Source organism: Cupriavidus sp. JZ107 (genome assembly GCF_053903255.1).
On the sequence record NZ_CP096481.1, the window covers coordinates 185543 to 204583 of the forward strand.

The following is a 19041-nucleotide window of genomic DNA, read 5'->3' on the forward strand; positions in this document are numbered from 1 at the left end:
CGTAAGCATGGTGCGTCGCAGAGCGCGCCCTTGCCCCGCTTGTATTCTCGCAATCCATTAAAAATCAATCACTTGCTTGCCGATCCAGCCGCCGCGTGGTGTGGAAATGTTGCAACGCCGCAGCGTGCTGCAGCGTTCCACGCGACGCGGCCGCCTCGGTATAAGTAAGGTCTGGTTCACATCATGCCCGCCCGACCCATCGTTGTGATCTATGCCAATGCGCGCGCCCGCCGCTCGCATGTGAACCGGCCGCTGGCCGACGCGCTCGCCGCGCTACCCGATGTCGACGTACGGGATCTCTACGCGCGCTATCCCGATTACGACATCGATGTGGTCGCCGAGCAGCGCGCGCTGTCGTGCGCCGACACCGTGGTGCTGCAATTTCCGATGTTCTGGTTCAGCGTCCCGCCGCTGCTGAAGCTGTGGATGGACGAGGTGCTCGAACGCGGCTGGGCCCACGGCCCGGGCGGCACCGCGCTGCGCGGCAAGTCCTGCCTGGTGGTGGTCAGCACGCGTGGGACCGACGAGGGCTACTCACCGGAAGGCGTGCATCGGCATCCACTGGCCTCGTTCCTGTTGCCGCTGGAGCAGATGGCGCTGGAATGCGGCATGACGTGGCGCGCCCCGATCGCGATTCACGACGCCTACCGGCTGGACGAGTCCGGCGTGCAGCGCGTGATCGCCGAGGTCATGGCCGCGCTCGGCCATGGCGGCGCCGGCGATCCGGCAAACGCGGCGAGCACTGCCGCCAGGCTGGAGCTCGCATGAATCCGCATGATGCGTTGCGCGTGGTGCTGGTGTTCCTGGTCGCCGCGGTGGTGGCCGTGCCGCTGGCGCGCCGTTTCGGGCTGGGCGCGGTGCTTGGCTATCTGCTCGCGGGCGCGGCGATCGGCCCGTGGGCGCTGCGGGTGGTCACCGACGTCGAATCGATCCTGAGCTTTTCCGAATTCGGCGTCGTGCTGATGCTGTTCGTCATCGGCCTGGAGCTGGCGCCCAGCAAGCTGTGGGCGCTGCGCCAGACCATCTTCGGCTATGGCGCGCTGCAGATGGCCGGCTGCGCGCTGCTGATCGGCGCGCTGGCCGCGGCCTTCGGCGCCAGCTGGCAGGTCGCGCTGGTAGCCGGCCTCGGGCTGGCGCTGTCGTCGACCGCGATCGCGCTGGCGACGCTCGGCGAGCGCAATCTGTTCGCCACGCCGGCCGGCAAGGCAAGCTTCGGCATCCTGCTGTTCCAGGACATCGCCGCGATCCCGATGATCGCGCTGCTGCCGATGCTGACGCTGGACGGCCCCCAGCCCGCCGACGGCCAGGCCTGGATCGGTGCCGTCAAGGCGGTGGCCGTGATCGCCGCGGTGGTGGTGGGCGGCCGCTATCTGGTCCGTCCGGCGCTGCGCTTCATCGCCCGCACCGGCATGCGCGAGATGTTCACCGCGTTCGCGCTGCTGCTGGTGGTCGGCATCGCCGCGATGATGGAAGCGGTCGGCATGTCGATGGCGCTCGGCACCTTTCTCGCCGGCGTGCTGCTGGCCGATTCGGAATACCGCCACGCGCTCGAGGCCGACATCGAGCCGTTCAAGGGCCTGCTGCTGGGCCTGTTCTTCATGGCGGTCGGCATGTCGATCGACTTCGGCGTGATGGCGCAGCAGCCGTGGCAGGTGCTGGGGCTGGTCGCCGCCGTGGTCGGCGCCAAGGTGCTGGTGCTGCGGCTGCTGGCGCCGCGCTTCGAGATCGCGCGCGGCCAGCGGCTGCTGTTCGCGCTGCTGATCTCGCAGGCCGGCGAGTTCGCCTTCGTCGTGTTCGGCGTGGCGCGCGCGGCCGGGCTGCTGCCGGCGGACATCGCCGCGCTGCTGGTGCTGGTGGTGGCGCTATCGATGGTGACCACGCCGTTGCTGCTGCTGGCCTACGACCAGATCGTCGCGCCACGGGCCGGCAAGCTGCGCCAGCGGGCGGACGACACCATCGAGCCGCAGGACAACCCGGTGCTGATCGCCGGCTTCGGCCGCTTCGGCCAGATTGTCGGCCGCCTGCTGTATGCGCAGGGCATCGGCGTGACGGTGCTCGACCACGACCCCGATCAGATCGATTTCCTGCGCCAGTTCGGCTTCAAGGTCTTCTATGGCGATGCCACGCGGATGGACCTGCTCGAAGCTGCGGGCGCGGCGAAGGCGAAGATCCTGGTGGTCGCCGTCGACGGCATGGACGAGAGCCTGGCGCTGATCGACCGCGTGCGCCAGCGCTTTCCGCATCTGCGGATCTACGCGCGCGCCCGCCATGTGTCGCACGTCTACCTGCTGAAGGACCGCGGCGTCGAACTGTTCGAGCGCGAGATGTTCGAGGGCTCGCTGATGCTGGGCCGGCGCGTGCTCGAAGGCCTGGGGCTGGACCCGGCCGAGGCCCGCGCGGCGGCGATGAAATTCCGCCGCCACAACATCGCCGCGATCGACCGCTTCTACCCGCACTACACCGATCAGAAGACGATGGTGTCGCTGGCGCGGCAGGCGCGCGACGAGCTCGAGGAGATGTTCAGGCAGGACCGCGAGCAGCGGCGCCGGCGGGAGGAGGCCGAGTGGTCGTGATCCGGTGGTGATCCGGCACCGGGGCGCCGCGCGCCGCCGCCCCGGTTGCGGCCCTGGTTACGACGACAGCTTGAGGCCGACGATGCCGGCCAGCACCAGGCCGGCACTGAACAGCCGCCAGAAGCTGGCCGATTCGCCGAACAGCAGGATGCCGACCGCGAACGAGCCGACCGCGCCGATGCCGGTCCAGACCGCATAGGCGGTGCCGAGCGGCAGTGCGCGCATGGCGAGCGACAGCAGCCAGAAACTGACCACCATCGTCACGATGGTGAAGGCCGATGGCCACAGGCGGGAGAAACCTTCGGAGTATTTGAGGCCGGTGGCCCAGGCGATTTCGGTGAGGCCGGCGAGCAGAACGTAGATCCAGGGCATGATGGGCTGCGATGGTGTCGAGGCATCGGGGCCGTCCCCGGTTGGTCGGGCGCCGCTGGATGGAAGGGATTCGAAGGTGTTCGAATGTGTTTCGAAGGCTTTCCGCGGCGGCGCGGGGTCGTCCCCGGCGCAGGCGGCATTCTATCGCGGCAATGCCGCGATGTCAGGCGCGCCCGTGTCCGGGCAGCCCGCCCGCCAGCAGCTCGATCACCATCTCGGCGAAGTCCGCATAGGACAGCTTGCCGCCCGGCTTGAGCCAGGTGAAGGTCCAGTTGATCATGCCGAACACCGTCATCGTCAGCGCGGTCTGGTTCTCGCGCGTGACCCGCTCCGGATAGGCGCGCCGCAACTGGCGCGAGAACGCCGCGACCACATCGCGCTCGCGCTTCAGGATGATGTCGCGCTGCTCGGGCGCGAGGAACTTGACGTCGTTGATCAGCGCGATATGCCGCGTCTGCGAGGTCTCGTACTCGGCCAGGAAGGCGCGGATCAGGTTGGCGAAGCTGTCGCGTTCGCTGTGGCCCTGGCGCTCGGCCTCGGCCTCGACCTCGGTGACGATCAGCATCAGCCGGCGCGTGTAGCGGTCGAGCAGGTCGAACAGGATCGCTTCCTTGCTCTCGTAGTAGTGGTACAGCCGCGCCTTCGAGGTGCCGCAGGCCGCGGCGAGGTCGGCCATCGACGTGCTCGGATAGCTGCTGGCGGCAAACGCCGCCGCGGCCAGCTCGAGGATCTGTTCGCGTTGGGCCTCGAAGTCGGGCGCCTTGGTACGGGCCATCAGGAATCGGCCGTCAGATTGCGCCGCAGCTCGCAGCTTTGCAGCGAATCGGCATTGCCCCGCAGCACCATCTGGCCGGCGCCGATCAGTTCGCGGCAGCGCCAGAACACGAACCAGTCGCTGGCCAGCAGCCCTTCGATCGCGCCCATCACGCTGCCGACCACCTGGGCCGCGGGCGTCCATTCGAGCGGCGCGCGCTCCAGGATCACCTCGTCGACCGTGTGGTAGGCCGCGGGCACCAGCGTATTGCCCTTCCACAGCCGCACGTCGGCGTTTTCCTTGACGTTCTGCTGCCACTCGTAGCCGAGCCGGCCCAGGCGCAGCACCGAGACTGGCGCGATGGTGGAGAAGCGGCGCGCCAGCCGGGCGGCCGGATACATGCCGATCGCGGTCAGATTGCCCTGGGTGGTGCCGTCGAGCTCGCGGCTGTCCATCGCGACCTCGTTGATCCGCTGCGGGCTCTGGTACAGGTGGAACACGACCCGGCGCAGCATCAGCTGGTCGGAGGCGCTCTGGCCGTGCCAGATCGCGACCTCGGGCTCGCTCTGGCGCAGGCCCTGCAGCTGGTCCAGCGCCTGGCGCATCTCGGCGGCGAAGTCGATCTCGCTGTGCGGGGCCACGCGCTGCCAGAAGCCGGAGCGGATCAGGCCGCTGCTGTCCACGTCGGCGATCGGGCCGACGGCCAGGTCGTCGCGCAGCACGACGACGGGGTCCGGACGGGCGGCTTGCGCCAGCGCCTGGCGCAGCGTGTTGCCCGCCATGTCACCGTTGACGACGTGGATGTATTGCATGGCCGTGATTGTATATGGAGAAGACGGCTCAACAGCACCGCGCCCGCCCGGCGGCCAGGACTGGCGCGGTATCCGGGCCAGCGGCGCGCGGCCGTCCGGTCGGGTGTCCGATCGAATGTCCGATTTCAGGCAGCGGCCATTTTAACCATGCATCGCTGGGGGACGGCGGCGGTGCGTGCGCTCGCGCGCAGCGCGGCGCCAACCGGACGCCATCGCGATCGGCCTATCGCTCGTCGTAGCTGACCACCACGCGCTCGGTCAGCGGCCGTGCCTGGCAGGTCAGCACGAAGCCCTTGTCCATCTCCCACGGCTCGAGCGTGTAGTTCTTCTCCATCTCGACCTTGCCCTCCAGCACCTTGGCGCGGCAGGTGCAACAGACCCCGCCCTTGCAGGCATAGGGCAAGTCCAGACCGGCCGCCAGCGCGGTGTCCAGCACGTTGGCGTCCTGCAGCGGGATGCGCATCGCGTGCTGCTTGCCGTCGAGCACCACCACCAGCTGCGCGGTGCCGGCCTCGTCGGTGGTCACCTTGACGGGCTGGCGGCGCGGCTGGGCCAGCGGCACGCCGAAGCGCTCGGCGTGGATCTTGTGCGGGTCCAGGCCGCCTTCCTTCAGCGCGGCCTCGACGTCGTCGATCATCGAGGCCGGTCCGCAGACGAAGGCCGCGTCGATGTCTTCGACCGGGATCAGCGTCTCGAGGAAGGCCTGCACTCGCGCGCGGTCCAGCCGGCCGTGCAGCAGGTCGACTTCCTGCGGCTGGCGCGACAGCACGTGGTACAGCGTCAGGCGCGACAGGTACTGGTTCTTCAGGTCGTCCAGCGCCTCGGCAAAGATGATGCTGTCGACATTGCGGTTGCCGTACACCAGCGTGAAGCGGCTGTTCGGCTCGACCGCCAGTGTCGTGCGGATCAGCGACATCACCGGCGTGATGCCGCTGCCGGCGGCGAAGGCGACGTAGTGGCGCGCCGCCTCGGGGTCGAGCGGGACATGGAAGCGGCCGTCCGGCGTCATCACGTCGATCGTGTGGCCCGGCACCACCGCGTCGTGCAGGAAGTTCGAGAACAGCCCGTCGTCGACCCGCTTGACCGCGACGCGTAGCTCGCCGCGTTCGTCGTAGTCCTGTACGCCGCAGCAGATCGAATACGAGCGCCGCACCTGCTCGCCGTCGATCGACGTGCGCAGTGTCAGGAACTGGCCCTGCTTGAAGCGGTAGGCGTCGCGCAGTTCGGGCGGGACCTCGAAGGCGACCGACACGGTGTCGGCGGTTTCGGGGCGGACCTGCGCCACGCGCAGCGGATGGAACTGAGGGGTCATGGCGGCGAGGGACAGTGGGCCGCGGCGCAAGCGGGACGGCCCGCCTGGGTCCAGTGGCTAGTACGGTTTGAAGTAGTCGAACGGTTCGCGGCAGGCGCGGCAGCGGTACAGCGCCTTGCAGGCGGTCGAGCCGAACTGCGACAGCGGCTCGGTATCGGCGCTGCCGCAGTGCGGGCAGGGCACGTGATCGGCAGCCCGGCCGCCCGTCGCGCGGTGGCGCGGCACGAAGCGCAGCGGCCGGGCCTGCACGCCGTGGTCGGCGCAGCGCGCCGGCGGCGCGATGCCGTAGGCGCGCAGCTTGTCGCGGCCCTCGGCGGTGATCCAGTCGGTGGTCCACGCCGGCGCCAGCACGGTGCGGATCTTCCACGGGCCCAGCTCCGCCCGGTCGAGCGCGCGGCCGATGTCCTCGGCGATCTCCGCCATCGCGGGGCAGCCTGAATAGGTCGGCGTGATCACGATTTCCAGCGCGCCGTCATCGGCCACCGCCACCTCGCGCAGGATGCCCAGGTCGCGGATCGACACCACGGGGATCTCGGGATCGGGCACGGCTTCGAGCACCGTCCACGCGCGGGCCACGCGGGCGGCGTGCGCCGGCGCGTCGGCATCGGCGTACGGCGCATGCACGCGGGTATCGGAGTGGGTCAGCGTGGCTGGCATGGGGTTTGGTCTCGATGCGCGCGGCGTCCGGCGTTACCAGTGCGCGCCGGGATGGGCGCGGGCCAGGCTCTGCATCTGCGCCAGCAGATAGCTCATATGCTCGGAGTGCAGGCCCTGCTTGCCGGTCGACACGAAGGCGGTGGCGGCGGGCAGCGTCAGCGTGGCCTCCGCGACGGTCTGCTCGACGGTGGCCTGCCAGGCGGGCTGCAACTCCGCCGTCGGCACCGCGATGCCCTGCGCTGCCGCTTGCTGCTCGACCGGATCCGCCGCGAAGCATTCGTTCATATAGGGCAGCAGATGGTCCAGCGCGCGCTGGGTGCGCGCGTGCGATTCCTCCGTGCCGTCGCCCAGCCGCACCAGCCAGTCGGCGCCGTGGTGCAGGTGGTAGCGCGCTTCCTTGATCGACTTCGACGCGATCGCCGCCAGGCCGGCATCGCGGCTGCCTTCGAGCGCGCCCCATAGCTCGACCATCAGCGCGCTGTACAGGAAGTTGCGCACGATGGTGATGGCGTAATCCCGGTCCGACGAGGCAGTCCCTGCCAGCGGCCCGCTGTGCGGCAACTCCAGCAGCGTCCAGTTGCGGAATTCGCGCTCGCCCCGCCAGTAGGCGTAGTCGTCCTCGTGGCGGGACCGGCCGGTCAGTTCGGCCTCCAGTTCGCCGGCGCGCGCATAGAGCAGGCGCGCCTGGCCGATCAGGTCCAGGCTGATATTGGCCAGCGCGATGTCCTCTTCCAGCACCGGGCCGTGGCCGCACCATTCGGCGTTGCGCTGGCCGAGGATCAGCGCGTTGTCGGCGAGCCGCAGCACGTACTGCCATCCGGCGGTGCGCGAGAGCGGCAGGCTCGCCAGCAGCGGCGACGTGGGGGAACTGAGCGTGGCGGTCATGCGCGGCCCTTGTTACATATGGTTGACTTCATCGGGCAGCTGATAGAAGGTCGGATGCCGGTAGATCTTGTCGGCCATCGGGTCGAACAGCTCCGCCTTCTCGTCGGGCACGCTGGCGGTGATCGCCGAGGACGGCACCACCCAGATCGACACGCCTTCCTGCCGCCGCGTATAGACGTCGCGCGCCATGCGCAGCGCCTGGTGCGCGTCGGCGGCATGCAGGCTGCCGCAATGCTTGTGTTCGAGGCCCTGCTTGCTGCGGACGAATACTTCCCACAGCGGCCATTCCTTTTGCGTCATCTTGCTGGTCTCCTGTCGGCCGGCTTGCTGGAGCGCTCGGCTCAGGCCGCTGCGCGGGCTTGGGCCGCCTCGCGCCGCGCCACCTTGGCGGCGTGGGCCAGCGCGGCCTCGCGTACCCAGGCGCCGTCCTCGTGCGCCTTGACGCGCGTCGCCAGCCGTTCGCGGTTGCACGGGCCGTCGCCGTTGATGACCCGCCAGAACTCGTCCCAGTCCAGCGGGCTGTAGTCATAGTGGCCGCGTTCCTCGTTCCAGCGCAGGCCGGGGTCCGGCAGCGTGACGCCGAGGACCTTGGCCTGCTCGACGGTCGCATCGACGAATTTCTGGCGCAGATCGTCGTTGGAGATCCGCTTGATGCCCCAGGCCATCGTCTGCGCGCTGTTGGTCGACGCCGCATCGGGCGGACCGAACATCATCAGCACCGGAAACCACCAGCGGTTGACCGCGTCCTGCACCATCTCGCGCTGCGCATCGGTGCCGCGCATCATCGCCAGCAGCGCGTCGAAGCCCTGGCGCTGGTGGAACGACTCTTCCTTGCAGATGCGGATCATCGCCCGGGCGTACGGACCGTAGGAGCAGCGGCACAGCGGGATCTGGTTCATGATCGCCGCGCCGTCGACCAGCCAGCCGATCACGCCGACGTCGGCCCAGGTCAGCGTCGGGTAGTTGAAGATCGACGAGTACTTCGCCTTGCCGCGATGCAGGGCATCGACCATCTCGTCGCGCGAGGTGCCCAGCGTCTCGGCCGCCGAATACAGATAGAGACCGTGGCCGCCTTCGTCCTGCACCTTGGCCAGCAGGATCGCCTTGCGCTTGAGCGACGGCGCGCGCGTGATCCAGTTGCCCTCGGGCAGCATGCCGATGATCTCGGAATGCGCATGCTGCGAAATCTGGCGGACCAGCGTCTTGCGGTAGGCGGCCGGCATCCAGTCCTGCGGCTCGATCTTGCCGTCCGCCGCCAGGCGCGCGTCGAACGCGGCCTGGGCCTCGGCATCGTCGATGGGGCTGGCGCCTTCGCTGGCCGCGCGCGGCGTGTCGGCCGGCAGCGGCGGTTGGGGCAGATCCAGGCTTTGGGTGTACATGACGCCTCCTCTGGCGGGTCTCGGCCATGCAAGGGCCGAGCGGTAGGAAGCATTATATATAAACCGACCGTTCGGTCAATTAATTGGCGGGCGCCGCAAGGCCGCTCCGATACGGCTTGCGATCAGGATTCGGGAACGAAGCGCACGTGTCCGCTGCGCAGCACGATGTTGCGCGAACGGGTCAGCTCGAACAGAGACTGGGCGATGCTTTCGATGCGCGGCCGGTGGTCGGTGAAGGCGCGTACGAGATCTTCCTCGCGAGGCGAGCGTGCGCCGAAGTGCGACTCGAGCGCTTCGGCGGTAATCGAATAACGGGACGGTTGACCGTTGACGGTGGCGGGACACGACAGCGTCAGGCTGGCTGCGCAGTAGGTGGGGACGCTGCTGGGAAACAGGATCTCAGACATGGCGTGCCTCGGCCGAAAGAGACGGGGGTCACGACCATTCTAGGATATCGGGCGGCACACGCCAGCCCGGCGCCTCGGCCGCCGACGGTTCCGTGCCCGGGTTTGCGCCGCGCCTCCGGGAGCGAGTACCCGCTTACTTCGCGGTATGGCGTCTGCTGCGTTGCAGCAACCGCTCGCCAACGCAGGCGGACAGCTTTCGTCCTTGACCGCAGGATGTGGACGAAAAAAAACCCGCGCAGGTTGTGCGCGGGCTGGAATCCACCGAGGTGGTGGAGGAGACAGACTTCACTATACGCGGCTTGCTGCGACGCACCAAGGTCCGCATACCAAAAAACCCGAAGGTGGCCCCAATCGGCACGATTTTGTTGTGTCGGTGCAACAGTCATCTGTCCCCATGCACCTTCAGCCCACTGCCGTCAATGGAAGAAGAGATAGGCGATGCCAATGGCGGCGACCAGGCCGACCGCGTCGGCGAACAACGCGCAGCCCAGCGCATGCCGGGTACGGCGCACATTGACGCTGCCGAAATAGACGGCCAGCACATAGAAGGTGGTTTCGGTCGATCCCTGGATGATCGCCGCCAGCTTGCCCTGGAAGGAGTCGACGCCGTAGGTCGTCATCACGTCGACCATCAGGCCGCGGGCGCCGGCGCCGGACAATATCTTCATCAGGCCGACCGGCAGCGCCGGCACGAAGTCGGTGTTCAGTCCGAGGCTCGCGATGCCCGCCGCCAGGGCCTGCATCAGCCAGTCCATGCCGCCGCTGGCGCGGAACAGCCCGATCGCGACCAGGATCGCGACCAGATAAGGAATGATCTGCACCGCCACGCCGAAGCCTTCCTTGGCGCCGTCGACGAAGGACTCGTAGACGTTGACCCGCCGCACGGCCCCGCACAACAGGAACAGCACGATCAGTCCCAGGATGAAGAGGCTGCCGGCCAGCGCGGTGACGGTGTCGACCTGCGGCGCCGGCGCATGGCGCAGCCACACCGCCAGACCGCCGAGCGCGGCCACGATGGTCAGCAACGTGCCCAGGATCGCGGGTTTGAGCAGATTGAGCCGCTGCGTCCAGGCCACGGCGACCAGGCCGGCCAGGCACGACACGCCTGTTGCCAGCAGCGTCGGCAGGAAGATGTCGGCGGCATTGAAGCCGACCAGCCCTTGCTTCAGCGCGACCGCCTGCCGCATCGCGATCACCGAGGTCGGAATCAGCGTCAGCCCCGCGGTATTGAGCACGATGAACATGATCTGCGCATTGGTCGCGGTGTCGGGCTTGTCGTTCAGCGTCTGCAGCTCGCGCATCGCGTTCAGGCCCAGCGGCGTCGCGGCGTTGTCGAGCCCCAGCATATTGGCCGAAACGTTCATCATCATCGCGCCCTGCGCGGGATGGCCTTGCGGAACCCCGGGGAACAGGTGGCGCAGCACCGGATTGACGACGCGCGCAAAGCCCTGCACCACGCCGCCACGCTCGCCGATCCGCATGATGCCCAGCCACAGCGCCATGATGCCGCCCAGGCTCAGCGAGATTTCGAAGGCGGTGCGGGCGCTGTCGAACAGGCTCGCCAGCATGGCCGGAAAGATGGCGGTATCGCCATGCGCCAGCCGCACGCAGCCGATGGCGAAGGCGGACAGGAAAAAGGACAGCCAGACCAGGTTCAATGCCATGGGCGTGGTGGCAAATAACGGCGCACGGGGCAGAGCGGGGGCGCGGCCCGCAGGACGAGCCGCAAGGACGGGCGCGTGTCGCGCAAGGCGCCTATCATAGCGCGCCGCTTGCTGCGGCCTGTGGCGTGGCGGCCTCGTCAGTCGGTTGCTGGTTGGGCACCCTGGGCCAGAGCCGCGCCCCGCTTGGCCAGCAGCTTGCGCAGGATCGAGCGATGGCAGCGCTGTTCGTCCTCGCAATAGCAGCCGATCGCAAAATCGGTCTGGTGTGACAGCGCGGCCAGCAGGTCGAGCGTGCGGCTGGCTTCCGGCTCCGCCATCTCGGCCTGGAAGCGGCGCTCAAAATGGCGCCAGGCCTTGTCGTCCTGCTCATGCTGGGCGTGCTTGGCCTCGGCAACCAGTTCGGGGGACGGTGACAGCAGCGGGAACCAGACATCGTAGAAGTCCCGGCTCGCGTATTCGCTGCGCGGCACGCCGCGGGGCGGCCGGCGTACCGTGCCGATCCGCAGCCCTTCACCGGCGCTGCGTGGGGTTCCGAGCCTGACGATGTGGACGGCCATGGCGGACGCTCCTGTCTTGGCGATGCGTGCGGTGTAGGCAAACGGCCGGCGCGGCGGCGCGCAATGAAGACCCGCCCGCCGCCAAGGCATCGACGAAGCGTCAGGCGGTTGCCGCCGGCTCCAGCCCCAGTTCGCGAATCATCGTTTCCCGCATCACGAACTTCTGCACCTTGCCGGTGACCGTCATCGGCATGTCGTCGACGAAACGAACATAACGCGGGATCTTGTAGTGCGCAATCTGGTCCCGGCAGAACTCCCGGATCTCGTCCTCGGTCGCGCTCTGCCCGGGTTTGAGCACGATCCACGCGCACAGCTCCTCGCCATACTTCGGATCGGGCACGCCGAACACCTGCACCGCCTGCACCTTCGGATGGCGGAACAGGAATTCCTCGATCTCGCGCGGATACAGGTTCTCGCCGCCGCGGATCACCATGTCCTTGACCCGGCCGACGATATTGCAATAGCCCTGTTCGTCGATCGTCGCCAGGTCGCCGGTATGCATCCAGCCGTCGCGAATCGCCTCGCGCGTGCGCGCGTCGTCTTCCCAATAGCCCAGCATCACCGAATAGCCGCGAGTGCACAGCTCGCCGGTGGCCCCGACCGGCACGACCTGTCCGGTTTCGTCGACGATCTTGCACTGCAGATGCGGCTGGACCCGGCCGACCGTCGCCACGCGCTTTTCCAGCGGATCGTCGGTCGCGCTCTGGAAGGAGACCGGGCTGGTCTCCGTCATGCCGTAGGCAATGGTGACTTCGGCCATATGCATGTCCTTGACCACGCGCTTCATCACCTCGATCGGGCACGGCGCGCCGGCCATGATGCCGGTGCGCAGCGAGGTGAAGTCGAATTTCGTGAAGTCGGGGTGGTCCAGCTGGGCGATGAACATCGTCGGCACGCCGTGCAGCGCGGTGCAGCGTTCCTCGTGCACGGCCTGCATGGTCGCCAGCGGGTCGAAGGCTTCGCCGGGGAAGATCATGCGCGCGCCGACGCTGACGCAGGCCAGCACCGACAGGACCATGCCGAAGCAGTGGTACAGCGGCACCGGGATGCACAGCGAATCGCGCTCGGTCAGCCGCATCGCCATCGCCACGAAGCGGCCGTTGTTGACCACGTTGTGGTGCGTCAGCGTGGCGCCCTTGGGGTTGCCGGTGGTCCCGCTGGTGAACTGGATATTGATCGGGTCGTGCGGGGCGAGCGCCGAACTGATGGCGTCCAGCCGGGCGGTATCCGGCGCGGACAGCACTTCGGCATAGCGAACCATGCCGGCGGTGTCTTCTTCGCCCATGCGCACCACCCATTGCAGTGCGGGCAGCCGTGCCGCGCGCAGTGTGCCCGGCTGGCTGTCGGCCAGTTCCGGCGCCAGCTTCTGCAGCATCTCGATATAGTTGCTCGTCTTGAAGCGCGCGGCGGTGATCAGCATCCGGACGCCGGCCTTGTTCAGCGCGTACTCGAGCTCGGCCAGCCGGTAGGCCGGATTGATATTGACCAGGATCGCGCCGATGCGGGCGGTGGCGAATTGGGTCACCAGCCACTCCTGCCGGTTCGGCGACCAGATGCCGACGCGGTCGCCGCGCGCGATGCCGCGCGCCAGCAGGCCGGTGGCCAGGCGGTCGATCTGCTCGCTGAACTGGCGCCAGGTCCAGCGGATTCCCTGCTCGCGGAAGACGACGGCTTCCGCATCCGGGTGGGCCGCCGCCGTGGCGGCCAGCAATTCGGCGATGGTCTGGTCCGACAGCGGCACGTCGGTGGCGCCAGCGACCAGCGACAGGCCGGCGTTCGGGATCAGCGTCATGGTTGTCTCCTTCGACTGATTGACTGAATCGTAGTCAGGGGTGCTTCTCCTATAGGTATGGGGCGCCAGCTTAGGCGAAGCGTTCCGCCGATGCTGTCACCGGTGCGACATTTGTTGTCTTTGAAGCACTTCAAGGTCGAATTCGGGTTTTTACTTAATTTGCTTGCCTTCGGCGGCGCCCTCCCTTAATATTCGCCCCCTCGCAGCCGAACGGCGGCGAGGTTGACGGGGAAGGCGAAGGCACTGCGGTGCTGGAGTCGCAGCAAAAAAGTGCTGACAACCTGTTGACGAGAAGCGAAATGTTCTGCATAATCTCGTTTCTCTGCTGCTGACAACGCAGCGACGCGAACGGCAAAGCCGGCGCGTGAGTTCTTTAACAAACGAACAACCGATAAGTGTGGGCGCTCGATAGCGGCAGTCACAGCGGATCTTCGGATCCGTGGCTCAAAAGTTATCAAGTGCTCGCACAGCAAAACGTGGCTTCGTCGGCGTCAAGACGATGGAGCCAGTCAGTTTTCTGAGAGTGAGCGACCGCTCGAAAGAGCGAGGTGTCCGTGGAGAGATTCGCGGCACCACAAGGGATTTGAACTGAAGAGTTTGATCCTGGCTCAGATTGAACGCTGGCGGCATGCCTTACACATGCAAGTCGAACGGCAGCGCGGGCTTCGGCCTGGCGGCGAGTGGCGAACGGGTGAGTAATACATCGGAACGTGCCCTGTTGTGGGGGATAACTAGTCGAAAGATTAGCTAATACCGCATACGACCTGAGGGTGAAAGCGGGGGACCGGTAACGGCCTCGCGCAATAGGAGCGGCCGATGTCTGATTAGCTAGTTGGTGGGGTAAAGGCCTACCAAGGCGACGATCAGTAGCTGGTCTGAGAGGACGATCAGCCACACTGGGACTGAGACACGGCCCAGACTCCTACGGGAGGCAGCAGTGGGGAATTTTGGACAATGGGGGCAACCCTGATCCAGCAATGCCGCGTGTGTGAAGAAGGCCTTCGGGTTGTAAAGCACTTTTGTCCGGAAAGAAATCGCGCTGGCTAATACCTGGCGTGGATGACGGTACCGGAAGAATAAGCACCGGCTAACTACGTGCCAGCAGCCGCGGTAATACGTAGGGTGCGAGCGTTAATCGGAATTACTGGGCGTAAAGCGTGCGCAGGCGGTTTTGTAAGACAGGCGTGAAATCCCCGGGCTCAACCTGGGAATTGCGCTTGTGACTGCAAGGCTAGAGTGCGTCAGAGGGGGGTAGAATTCCACGTGTAGCAGTGAAATGCGTAGAGATGTGGAGGAATACCGATGGCGAAGGCAGCCCCCTGGGACGAGACTGACGCTCATGCACGAAAGCGTGGGGAGCAAACAGGATTAGATACCCTGGTAGTCCACGCCCTAAACGATGTCAACTAGTTGTTGGGGATTCATTTCCTCAGTAACGTAGCTAACGCGTGAAGTTGACCGCCTGGGGAGTACGGTCGCAAGATTAAAACTCAAAGGAATTGACGGGGACCCGCACAAGCGGTGGATGATGTGGATTAATTCGATGCAACGCGAAAAACCTTACCTACCCTTGACATGCCACTAACGAAGCAGAGATGCATTAGGTGCCCGAAAGGGAAAGTGGACACAGGTGCTGCATGGCTGTCGTCAGCTCGTGTCGTGAGATGTTGGGTTAAGTCCCGCAACGAGCGCAACCCTTGTCTCTAGTTGCTACGCAAGGGCACTCTAGAGAGACTGCCGGTGACAAACCGGAGGAAGGTGGGGATGACGTCAAGTCCTCATGGCCCTTATGGGTAGGGCTTCACACGTCATACAATGGTGCGTACAGAGGGTTGCCAACCCGCGAGGGGGAGCTAATCCCAGAAAACGCATCGTAGTCCGGATCGTAGTCTGCAACTCGACTACGTGAAGCTGGAATCGCTAGTAATCGCGGATCAGCATGCCGCGGTGAATACGTTCCCGGGTCTTGTACACACCGCCCGTCACACCATGGGAGTGGGTTTTGCCAGAAGTAGGTAGCCTAACCGCAAGGAGGGCGCTTACCACGGCAGGGTTCATGACTGGGGTGAAGTCGTAACAAGGTAGCCGTATCGGAAGGTGCGGCTGGATCACCTCCTTTCCGAGCGCGACTGTTCTAAGTCGAGCGTTCACACTTATCGGTTGGTTCGAGTGTTACAGCCAAGGGTCTGTAGCTCAGGTGGTTAGAGCACCGTCTTGATAAGGCGGGGGTCGTAGGTTCAAGTCCTACCAGACCCACCAGTCTTCAGGGGGGATTAGCTCAGCTGGGAGAGCACCTGCTTTGCAAGCAGGGGGTCGTCGGTTCGATCCCGTCATCCTCCACCATTCACATGACAGAGGTTGTGTGAGAGCAAGACCAGGCAGTCGTCAAAGGCAAGCGCTTCAAGCCAAGCGTTTGCCTTTGGCGTTGGCCAAGACGATGCACGGTAAGTGCGTTGGCTGTTCTTTAACAAAATGGGATGTAGTAAAGGTGTCGCGACGCGTTGATGAGGCGCGTGGACGATCGAATCTGATCGCGCGATACCGGGTTGTGATTGTATCAACCAAAGTATTTAAGTGATCGAAAGATGACTTGGAATACGGCACAAATGCGAGAACTCAACCTGTAGCGGGGCGTTGTAGACGCACTCGTTATAGGGTCAAGCGAACAAGTGCATGTGGTGGATGCCTTGGCGATCACAGGCGATGAAGGACGCGGTAGCCTGCGAAAAGCTTCGGGGAGCTGGCAAACGAGCTTTGATCCGGAGATGTCCGAATGGGGAAACCCGGCCCGTATGGGTCATCCCACACTGAATCCATAGGTGTGGGAAGCGAACGCGGCGAACTGAAACATCTAAGTAGCTGCAGGAACAGAAATCAACCGAGATTCCCAAAGTAGTGGCGAACGAAATGGGATCAGCCTTGTACCTTTTAGCAGTGTGGTTAGCAAAACGGGATGGAAAGCCCGGCCATAGCAGGTGATAGCCCTGTATGCGAAAACCGCGTTGTGGAACTAGGGGTACGACAAGTAGGGCGGGACACGTGAAATCCTGTCTGAAGATGGGGGGACCATCCTCCAAGGCTAAATACTCGTGATCGACCGATAGTGAACCAGTACCGTGAGGGAAAGGCGAAAAGAACCCCGGGAGGGGAGTGAAATAGATCCTGAAACCGCATGCATACAAACAGTCGGAGCCTGGCAACGGGTGACGGCGTACCTTTTGTATAATGGGTCAGCGACTTACATTCAGTGGCAAGCTTAACCGGTTAGGGAAGGCGTAGCGAAAGCGAGTCCGAATAGGGCGATTGAGTCGCTGGGTGTAGACCCGAAACCAGACGATCTATCCATGGCCAGGTTGAAGGTGCGGTAACACGTACTGGAGGACCGAACCCACTAACGTTGAAAAGTTAGGGGATGAGCTGTGGATAGGGGTGAAAGGCTAAACAAGTCTGGAAATAGCTGGTTCTCTCCGAAAACTATTTAGGTAGTGCCTCGTGTCTCACCTTCGGGGGTAGAGCACTGTCATGGTTGGGGGGTCTATTGCTGATTACCCCGCCATAGCAAACTCCGAATACCGAAGAGTGCAATCACGGGAGACAGACATCGGGTGCTAACGTCCGGTGTCAAGAGGGAAACAACCCAGACCGCCAGCTAAGGTCCCCAAGATTGGCTAAGTGGGAAACGAAGTGGGAAGGCTAAAACAGTCAGGAGGTTGGCTTAGAAGCAGCCACCCTTTAAAGAAAGCGTAATAGCTCACTGATCGAGTCGTCCTGCGCGGAAGATGTAACGGGGCTAAGCCAGTCACCGAAGCTGCGGACGCGCCTTGTGCGCGTGGTAGGAGAGCGTTCCGTAAGCCTGTGAAGGTGTCTTGTAAAGGATGCTGGAGGTATCGGAAGTGCGAATGCTGACATGAGTAGCGATAAAGGGGGTGAAAGGCCCCCTCGCCGTAAGCCCAAGGTTTCCTACGCAACGTTCATCGGCGTAGGGTGAGTCGGCCCCTAAGGCGAGGCAGAGATGCGTAGCTGATGGGAAGCAGGTTAATATTCCTGCACCGTCGTATGATGCGATGGGGGGACGGATCGCGGAAGGTTGTCCGGGTGTTGGAAGTCCCGGTCCCTGCATTGGAGAAGGCGCTTTGGCAAATCCGGGCGCAGGATTCAAGGATGTGGGGCGAGCGGCCTAGTGCTGCGAAGCAATCGGAAGGGGTCCCAAGAAAAGCCTCTAAGCTTCAGTCATACGAGACCGTACCGCAAACCGACACAGGTGGGCGAGATGAGTATTCTAAGGCGCTTGAGAGAACTCGGGAGAAGGAACTCGGCAAATTGGTACCGTAACTTCGGGATAAGGTACGCCCTGGTAGCTTGACTGGCCTGCGCCAGAAGGGTGAAGGGGTTGCAATAAAATGGTGGCTGCGACTGTTTAATAAAAACACAGCACTCTGCAAACACGAAAGTGGACGTATAGGGTGTGACGCCTGCCCGGTGCCGGAAGATTAAATGATGGGGTGCAAGCTCTTGATTGAAGTCCCGGTAAACGGCGGCCGTAACTATAACGGTCCTAAGGTAGCGAAATTCCTTGTCGGGTAAGTTCCGACCTGCACGAATGGCGTAACGATGGCCACACTGTCTCCTCCCGAGACTCAGCGAAGTTGAAGTGTTTGTGATGATGCAATCTCCCCGCGGCTAGACGGAAAGACCCCATGAACCTTTACTGCAGCTTTGCATTGGACTTTGAACCGATCTGTGTAGGATAGGTGGGAGGCTTTGAAGCGAGGACGCCAGTTCTCGTGGAGCCGTCCTTGAAATACCACCCTGGTTTGTTTGAGGTTCTAACCTAGGCCCGTGAATCCGGGTCGGGGACAGTGCATGGTAGGCAGTTTGACTGGGGCGGTCTCCTCCCAAAGTGTAACGGAGGAGTTCGAAGGTACGCTTGGTACGGTCGGACATCGTACCTAAAGTGCAATGGCAAAAGCGTGCTTAACTGCGAGACCGACAAGTCGAGCAGGTGCGAAAGCAGGACATAGTGATCCGGTGGTTCTGAATGGAAGGGCCATCGCTCAACGGATAAAAGGTACTCTGGGGATAACAGGCTGATACCGCCCAAGAGTTCATATCGACGGCGGTGTTTGGCACCTCGATGTCGGCTCATCTCATCCTGGGGCTGTAGCCGGTCCCAAGGGTATGGCTGTTCGCCATTTAAAGAGGTACGTGAGCTGGGTTTAAAACGTCGTGAGACAGTTTGGTCCCTATCTGCCGTGGGCGTTGGAATCTTGACGGGGGCTGCTCCTAGTACGAGAGGACCGGAGTGGACGTACCGCTGGTGTACCTGTTGTCTCGCCAGAGGCATCGCAGGGTAGCTATGTACGGAAGAGATAACCGCTGAAAGCATCTAAGCGGGAAACTCGCCTGAAGATGAGGATTCCCTGGAGCCTCGAGCTCCTTGAAGGGTCGTTCAAGACCAGGACGTTGATAGGCTGGGTGTGGAAGCGCAGTAATGCGTTAAGCTAACCAGTACTAATTGCCCGTAAGGCTTGATCCTATAACCAGTGCGTTTAGCGCGTTCGATACGCGCCGCTGGTCTCCGCATACGTGCCATACAGCACAACCTACGCTACATCCCAATACGCCCGATTGGCCCCAAGCCAGTCCGGCAACCCTTTATGCCTGGTGACCATAGCAAGTCGGAACCACCCCTTCCCATCCCGAACAGGACCGTGAAACGACTTCGCGCCGATGATAGTGCGGACTACCCGTGTGAAAGTAGGTCATCGCCAGGCTCTCCATTCAAAAACGCCCCAGATCCCAACAGGTCTGGGGCGTTTTGCTTTGCGGCAGGGCCGGAAGCGCGTCCCGCGGTCGCCGCTCAGGTTGCTGAACAGG

The 19041-nt window shown here is 64.1% G+C and carries 14 protein-coding genes, 2 tRNA genes and 3 rRNA genes; 7 read left to right on the forward strand and 12 right to left on the reverse strand.

Annotated features, from left to right (window positions below; genetic code table 11):
• Positions 1 to 183: 183 nt before the first annotated feature.
• Both kefF and kefC read left to right on the forward strand, forming a co-directional pair.
• Positions 184 to 768: a glutathione-regulated potassium-efflux system oxidoreductase KefF gene (kefF, locus tag M1D55_RS10385; protein WP_456282144.1), complete on the forward strand. Its 585-nt coding sequence runs from the start codon at positions 184 to 186 to the stop codon at positions 766 to 768.
• The gene (kefC, locus tag M1D55_RS10390; protein ID WP_006578903.1) at positions 765 to 2573 is read left to right on the forward strand and encodes a glutathione-regulated potassium-efflux system protein KefC; all 1809 of its coding nucleotides are present in this window, start codon (positions 765 to 767) and stop codon (positions 2571 to 2573) included. Before kefF ends, kefC begins: the two co-directional genes overlap by 4 nt.
• Positions 2574 to 2630: 57 nt before the next feature.
• On the opposite strand, the gene sugE is transcribed toward kefC, so the two are convergent.
• The 12 genes from sugE to M1D55_RS10450 form a co-directional block, all read right to left on the reverse strand.
• Positions 2631 to 2945: a quaternary ammonium compound efflux SMR transporter SugE gene (sugE, locus tag M1D55_RS10395; RefSeq protein ID WP_006578904.1), complete on the reverse strand. Its 315-nt coding sequence runs from the start codon at positions 2943 to 2945 to the stop codon at positions 2631 to 2633.
• Between the two features lie 163 nt (positions 2946 to 3108).
• A complete protein-coding gene (locus M1D55_RS10400; protein WP_006578905.1) occupies positions 3109 to 3720 on the reverse strand; it encodes a TetR/AcrR family transcriptional regulator in 612 nt (203 codons plus the stop codon).
• Positions 3720 to 4511 carry a DUF1835 domain-containing protein gene (locus M1D55_RS10405; RefSeq protein ID WP_006578906.1) on the reverse strand — a complete coding sequence of 264 codons (792 nt, stop codon included), beginning with the start codon at positions 4509 to 4511 and terminating at the stop codon, positions 3720 to 3722. The genes M1D55_RS10400 and M1D55_RS10405 overlap by 1 nt, the downstream gene beginning before the upstream one ends.
• Positions 4512 to 4734: 223 nt before the next feature.
• Positions 4735 to 5823 carry a 1,2-phenylacetyl-CoA epoxidase subunit PaaE gene (gene paaE / locus M1D55_RS10410; protein ID WP_064574617.1) on the reverse strand — a complete coding sequence of 363 codons (1089 nt, stop codon included), beginning with the start codon at positions 5821 to 5823 and terminating at the stop codon, positions 4735 to 4737.
• A gap of 57 nt (positions 5824 to 5880) precedes the next feature.
• Positions 5881 to 6480: a 1,2-phenylacetyl-CoA epoxidase subunit PaaD gene (gene paaD, locus M1D55_RS10415; RefSeq protein WP_082928384.1), complete on the reverse strand. Its 600-nt coding sequence runs from the start codon at positions 6478 to 6480 to the stop codon at positions 5881 to 5883.
• 33 nt (positions 6481 to 6513) lie between these two features.
• Positions 6514 to 7365 (reverse strand): 1,2-phenylacetyl-CoA epoxidase subunit PaaC, encoded by an 852-nt coding sequence (paaC, locus tag M1D55_RS10420; RefSeq protein WP_064574615.1) that lies wholly within the window; start codon positions 7363 to 7365, stop codon positions 6514 to 6516.
• Positions 7366 to 7377: 12 nt separating this feature from the next.
• Positions 7378 to 7665: a 1,2-phenylacetyl-CoA epoxidase subunit PaaB gene (gene paaB, locus M1D55_RS10425; protein ID WP_006579224.1), complete on the reverse strand. Its 288-nt coding sequence runs from the start codon at positions 7663 to 7665 to the stop codon at positions 7378 to 7380.
• 41 nt (positions 7666 to 7706) lie between these two features.
• Positions 7707 to 8744: a 1,2-phenylacetyl-CoA epoxidase subunit PaaA gene (paaA, locus tag M1D55_RS10430; RefSeq protein ID WP_064574612.1), complete on the reverse strand. Its 1038-nt coding sequence runs from the start codon at positions 8742 to 8744 to the stop codon at positions 7707 to 7709.
• Positions 8745 to 8866: 122 nt separating this feature from the next.
• Complete coding sequence (locus M1D55_RS10435; protein ID WP_006579226.1) at positions 8867 to 9151, reverse strand: DUF1488 family protein; 285 nt, start codon at positions 9149 to 9151, stop codon at positions 8867 to 8869.
• Positions 9152 to 9567: 416 nt separating this feature from the next.
• On the reverse strand, positions 9568 to 10815 hold the full coding sequence (locus M1D55_RS10440) for a nucleoside recognition domain-containing protein (RefSeq protein WP_064574609.1): 1248 nt from the start codon (positions 10813 to 10815) through the stop codon (positions 9568 to 9570).
• Positions 10816 to 10952: 137 nt separating this feature from the next.
• Positions 10953 to 11372: a DUF488 domain-containing protein gene (locus M1D55_RS10445; protein WP_064574607.1), complete on the reverse strand. Its 420-nt coding sequence runs from the start codon at positions 11370 to 11372 to the stop codon at positions 10953 to 10955.
• Positions 11373 to 11472: 100 nt separating this feature from the next.
• Positions 11473 to 13164 (reverse strand): AMP-binding protein, encoded by a 1692-nt coding sequence (locus M1D55_RS10450; protein WP_456282145.1) that lies wholly within the window; start codon positions 13162 to 13164, stop codon positions 11473 to 11475.
• A 585-nt stretch (positions 13165 to 13749) separates the two neighbouring features.
• Here M1D55_RS10450 and M1D55_RS10455 point away from each other — a divergent pair.
• The 5 genes from M1D55_RS10455 (at position 13750) to rrf (ending at position 18938) form a co-directional block, all read left to right on the forward strand.
• Positions 13750 to 15283 (forward strand): 16S ribosomal RNA (locus M1D55_RS10455).
• A 63-nt stretch (positions 15284 to 15346) separates the two neighbouring features.
• A tRNA-Ile gene (locus tag M1D55_RS10460) sits at positions 15347 to 15423 on the forward strand.
• Positions 15424 to 15431: 8 nt separating this feature from the next.
• Positions 15432 to 15507: transfer RNA gene (locus M1D55_RS10465), tRNA-Ala, on the forward strand.
• A gap of 312 nt (positions 15508 to 15819) precedes the next feature.
• Positions 15820 to 18700, forward strand: a 23S ribosomal RNA gene (locus tag M1D55_RS10470).
• A 124-nt stretch (positions 18701 to 18824) separates the two neighbouring features.
• Positions 18825 to 18938, forward strand: a 5S ribosomal RNA gene (gene rrf / locus M1D55_RS10475).
• The 16S, 23S and 5S rRNA genes sit together here with 2 tRNA genes alongside, the layout of an rRNA operon.
• The last annotated feature ends 103 nt before the right edge of the window (positions 18939 to 19041 follow it).